Below are 4,123 nucleotides of genomic sequence, written 5' to 3'. Positions count from 1 at the left end.
CGCGCGGTTGCGGGAGGACCAGGAACTCGCGGCACAGGAGGACGGCGAACTCCCGCTCGCGGACACCCGGAAACCCAAGGGACCACGCAATGCTATCGCCGAGGGGAGATAAAAGGCGCGTGACCCGACCGCTGGAACAGGTACTCGCCGACGCCCGCGAAGAGGCCGCCGTCCTGCGCAAGCACGGGCAAGGCGCCATTGCGGACGCGCTCGAGCGTCTGTGCAACGACGTGGACGACGCCACCGAGGAATACCGCTCCTGGCTCTCGGAACAGGAAGCGATGCTGCGGAGCGGCAAGGGCGTCGCCTACCTGCGCAACCGATTCGGCGCGTGGCAACGGCAGGGGCTCGCGCGCTGGAGCCCGCGGAACCGCCGGGCGCGGGAGTACCGGGCGCTCATCGTGCCCCACCGGACTGACCTGGCCAAGCTGCGGGCCGACGCGCGGCGTGCCGCTCGAGGGGAGGACGCCGCGTGACCACGCCCCGGCCACGGAAGGCCCGCACGACCCTCTATACCGGCGGCCGCCGGGGCGACCGGGTGCGCGTGCTCGTGGACACGAAGCGGGCTCGCGTCGAAGTGCTGTACCGGGACATTGATGGCGTGCCGCGCAAGCGCGTGTTCCCGCACGACCGGCAGGGGCGCGAGGAAGCGGTCGCCTGGGCGGAGACCTTTCGCGACGAGCGGGAACAGGCCCGCCGGGAGCAGGGGCGGCCAGCGCCGATCAGTACGCGCGCCCTCTGGCACGCCTACGTGAGTTCGCCCGCATGGGCCAACCTGCGCCACAAGTCGCAGGTGAGCTACCGCGACCGCTGGCGGAAATGGGAGGAGTACATCGGGAGGGATGCCGAGGCCGGTCGGCTCAAGGCGTTGGACATCGACCAGTTCATCACCGCCGCGACCAAAGCCGGCATCGTCATCAACCAGATCCGGCAGGTCGTGAACGTGGCGCGGACGGTCTACAAGTGGGGCCAGTCGCGGGAGCTGCTGGCGGGGAGCGTGTTCGCCGTCTACCGCTGGAAGCAGCCCCGGGACGCGAAGGTGCTCGAGCCTGAGGAGTACACGGCCGCCGACTGGCGGAAGCTGCTGGCCAAGCTCGAGCCGCAGCATCCCCGCCGCTGGCGGCTCGCGGTCCTGCTCCTGATCTGCCACAGCACGGGCCAGCGCATGAACGCGGTGCAGCATCTCCGCTGGCGGGACATCAACCCCGACGCCGGCACGGTGACCTGGCCCAAGGAGTGGCAGAAGCAGGGCGTGGCGCTCACGCGACCGCTCCTGTGGGACATGGTGGCGGCGCTCGAGACGGCCCGCTACTGGCGCCTGAACGCCGCGCTGGGGCGCGTGCGCCGCGACCGGAAGGCGGAGAGTCGGCCGGCCGCGCTCGCGGGCTCAGACTGGGTCCTGTTCGCGCAGAACCGGAAGGGGCAGCCGGTGAGCTACTCGAGCATGCACACGATGCTGCGCGCCCTCGAGGCCCGGGCGAAGGTCCGGCACCGGGACTACCGGGCGTTCCACGGCTTCCGGCGCAAGGTGGTGGGCGACGTGGGTCGCCGCACCGGGAATCTGATGTTGGGGCTCGAGTACGTGGGCGACCGCGACCCGAAGATGCTCAAGCACTACGACCGGCGGCAGGTGGAGCGGATCGTGACTGCGGCCGCGGCGCTCGAGGGGGAGGAGGAATGAGGCGCACACCCGAAAGTGTTCCCAGAATGTACCTCGGCGCGAAACATGGCGGGACAGCGGGTCGCATCATGCGGTGTAGCAACGGGTTACCGAGAGCCAGCGGTCGGGATCGAACCGACGACCGCTTCTTTGTCAAACGTGCGGCTCGTGCGCAGTTTCGGCGCATTCCCCTAGGAGAAGCGCGCGCCAGCGGTGACATCGGCGGGGGCGAAACAGCGAAATCCGCCCCCGAAAGTGTTCCTAAACTGTACCTCTCGCCCGTTGCGTTCCGCTCCCGCCCGGTGGGTGGGGCCAGCGGGCGGGATGAGGGGGCGCGATGAGATACCTGAGCGTGTGTTCGGGCATCGAAGCCGCGACCGTGGCGTGGCGACCGCTTGGATGGCGCGCACTCGCGTTCTCCGAAATCGAGGCGTTCCCGTGCGCGGTCCTGACGCACCACTACCCCGACGTGCCCAACCTGGGGGACATGACCCGCCATGCCGCGTGGCCCGCACTCGCACCCGACGTTGTGGTCGGAGGCACCCCCTGTCAGGCGTTCAGCGTCGCCGGACTCCGAAAGGGACTGGCTGACCCGCGTGGCAACCTCACGCTCACGTTCCTTCGCGCTTCCGACATCGGCTGCATTTATCTCCCATCGGGTGCAGCCCGCACCCGATGGGGCTTTAGTGGCCTCATTCCGCTCCTGTACTATGGCGCGGACCCGTACTTGGCCGATGGTCGCGGCTCTCGTCCCAATAGCTGGACGTTCGTGGGCCCATCAGAGCAGAACGGCCACCCCTGCCCGAAGCCACTGCGCGTCATGTCGTGGATTGTGGGCCGCGCCTCGCGCGAGAGCGAGACGATCGTAGATCCCTTCGCAGGCAGCGGGACGACGCTGAAGGCGGCGAAGGACGCGGGCCGTCGCGCCATCGGCATCGAGATCGAGGAGCGGTATTGCGAGATCGCCGCCGAGCGTTGCCGACAGGAAGTGTTGAATCTCGGGGGTGTCGCATGACCCTGTCCCGCTCCACTCCCTTGCGTCGCTCGACCTGGGGGCCGACACGGAAAGCGAAGCTCAAGCCCACGGGGAAGGTGCGCGTGCACCTGTCGCCGAAGATGTTCAACGACCTCCAAATCGCCACCGCGCTGCGGAGCTTCGATGCGTATAATGCCGCTCCGCCTGACACACCCCCGCTGTCTCCCTCCCCGGAGCCGACGCCATGAGCCGGTTGCAGCTCGTGCCCATCACGATTCGGGAGGCCAACCGCTACGTGGCGCGCTGGCATCGGCACGCCCGGCCGACGCACGGTGGTATCTGTGCCATCGGTGCGCAGCGTCCGGGAGCCGTGGATCTGTGCGGTGTGGCCATCATCGGACGGCCCGTCGCTCGGTTGCTCGACAATGGCCGGACGTGCGAAGTGACGCGGCTGGCCACCGATGGGAGCGACGACGTGTGTTCGTGGCTCTATCAGCGTTGTCGCCGCATCGCGCAGGCGATGGGCTACGCGCGGTGTGTCACGTACACGCTCGCGCGGGAGAGCGGCGCGAGTCTCCGCGCCTTGGGGCTGCAGCCCGCGACGCCGCCAGCGACGCACACGTGGGAGCGACCGAACCGCGAGCGCACACACAAGCACCGAATCGAACCCCGGCAGCGGTGGGAATTGTTGCCTGACGCCTCTCCCTCCCCGGAGCCGACGCCATGAAACCGCCGACTCTGGCCGAAGCGACGGAGCGCAACCTGCTCACGCAGACCGATCACGCCGGGATTCACACGTTCAGCAACGGCAGCGAGTGGGACATCTGGGCCGACCGCAACTGTCACCGCTGCCGCTTCTGGACGGCCGATGTGTACCACGAGGACGACTGCGCGCTGCCCGACGCCGGGTTTCTGGGAATGGTGACGCCCGAATTGGCGCGGGTGTTCGGTTGGGGACGCGACCCCGACGTCGCCGCGAAGTACGGCGAGCGGAGCGCGTGGTCGTATCCCGATGACTGTCCGTGGCGGCAGTTGCGCGACGACCGCGACGACGGCACGGACCCACCGCCGCCCGAGCCGGACCCGCACCAACTCGTGTTGCTCGCCGATCCCACGGAGGATGCCGCACTGATTCAGCAAGCGCCGGTGCCACAGGAGGTGGCGGTATGACGATGCAGACCCCACGGTTCTCCCGCGAACGCAAGGCCAGCGGCGTCTGGGAGGTGCGCGATGGCCAGCATCTGCCCCACGGCCAGTGTGGCACGCCCCTCTGCACGAAACCCGCGGTCGGGAGCGCCCTGCGGCTCACGGGCAGGCGCATCACCCGGCAATACTGCGCCTCCTGCCGCTCGCTCTACACCCCGAGGACCACGCGATGAGCCGACGGAGCGCAGGGAGCGACCCCACACCCGGCCGGCGGCGCACCTGGAACGAGGCCAGGGGCGTGAGCATCCATCGCCGGCCACTGGACCAGCACGAGGTCTGTG

The 4,123-nt window shown here is 69.2% G+C and carries 7 protein-coding genes; all 7 read left to right on the top strand.

Annotation, left to right across the window (positions count from 1 at the left end; translation table 11 throughout):
- Nucleotides 1–119 precede the first annotated feature (119 nt).
- The 7 genes from VF167_02485 (at nt 120) to VF167_02455 (ending at nt 4,015) form a co-directional block, all read left to right on the top strand.
- Nucleotides 120–476, top strand: coding sequence for a hypothetical protein (locus tag VF167_02485; GenBank protein HEX6924264.1), 357 nt, complete (start codon nt 120–122; stop codon nt 474–476).
- Nucleotides 473–1,681 carry a tyrosine-type recombinase/integrase gene (locus VF167_02480; GenBank protein HEX6924263.1) on the top strand — a complete coding sequence of 403 codons (1,209 nt, stop codon included), beginning with the start codon at nt 473–475 and terminating at the stop codon, nt 1,679–1,681. Before VF167_02485 ends, VF167_02480 begins: the two co-directional genes overlap by 4 nt.
- 316 nt (nt 1,682–1,997) lie before the next feature.
- A complete protein-coding gene (locus VF167_02475; GenBank protein ID HEX6924262.1) occupies nt 1,998–2,675 on the top strand; it encodes a DNA methyltransferase in 678 nt (225 codons plus the stop codon).
- Nucleotides 2,672–2,884 (top strand): hypothetical protein, encoded by a 213-nt coding sequence (locus tag VF167_02470; GenBank protein ID HEX6924261.1) that lies wholly within the window; start codon nt 2,672–2,674, stop codon nt 2,882–2,884. Before VF167_02475 ends, VF167_02470 begins: the two co-directional genes overlap by 4 nt.
- The gene (locus VF167_02465; GenBank protein ID HEX6924260.1) at nt 2,881–3,363 is read left to right on the top strand and encodes an XF1762 family protein; all 483 of its coding nucleotides are present in this window, start codon (nt 2,881–2,883) and stop codon (nt 3,361–3,363) included. Before VF167_02470 ends, VF167_02465 begins: the two co-directional genes overlap by 4 nt.
- Nucleotides 3,360–3,806 (top strand): hypothetical protein, encoded by a 447-nt coding sequence (locus VF167_02460; GenBank protein ID HEX6924259.1) that lies wholly within the window; start codon nt 3,360–3,362, stop codon nt 3,804–3,806. The genes VF167_02465 and VF167_02460 overlap by 4 nt, the downstream gene beginning before the upstream one ends.
- On the top strand, nt 3,803–4,015 hold the full coding sequence (locus tag VF167_02455; GenBank protein ID HEX6924258.1) for a hypothetical protein: 213 nt from the start codon (nt 3,803–3,805) through the stop codon (nt 4,013–4,015). The genes VF167_02460 and VF167_02455 overlap by 4 nt, the downstream gene beginning before the upstream one ends.
- Nucleotides 4,016–4,123: the final 108 nt, after the last annotated feature.

The organism is Longimicrobiaceae bacterium, from assembly GCA_036375715.1.
Lineage (GTDB): Bacteria > Gemmatimonadota > Gemmatimonadetes > Longimicrobiales > Longimicrobiaceae > DASVBS01.
The sequence above is the reverse complement of the archived record's forward strand: the minus strand, read 5'-3'. Positions and strand labels throughout refer to the sequence as shown.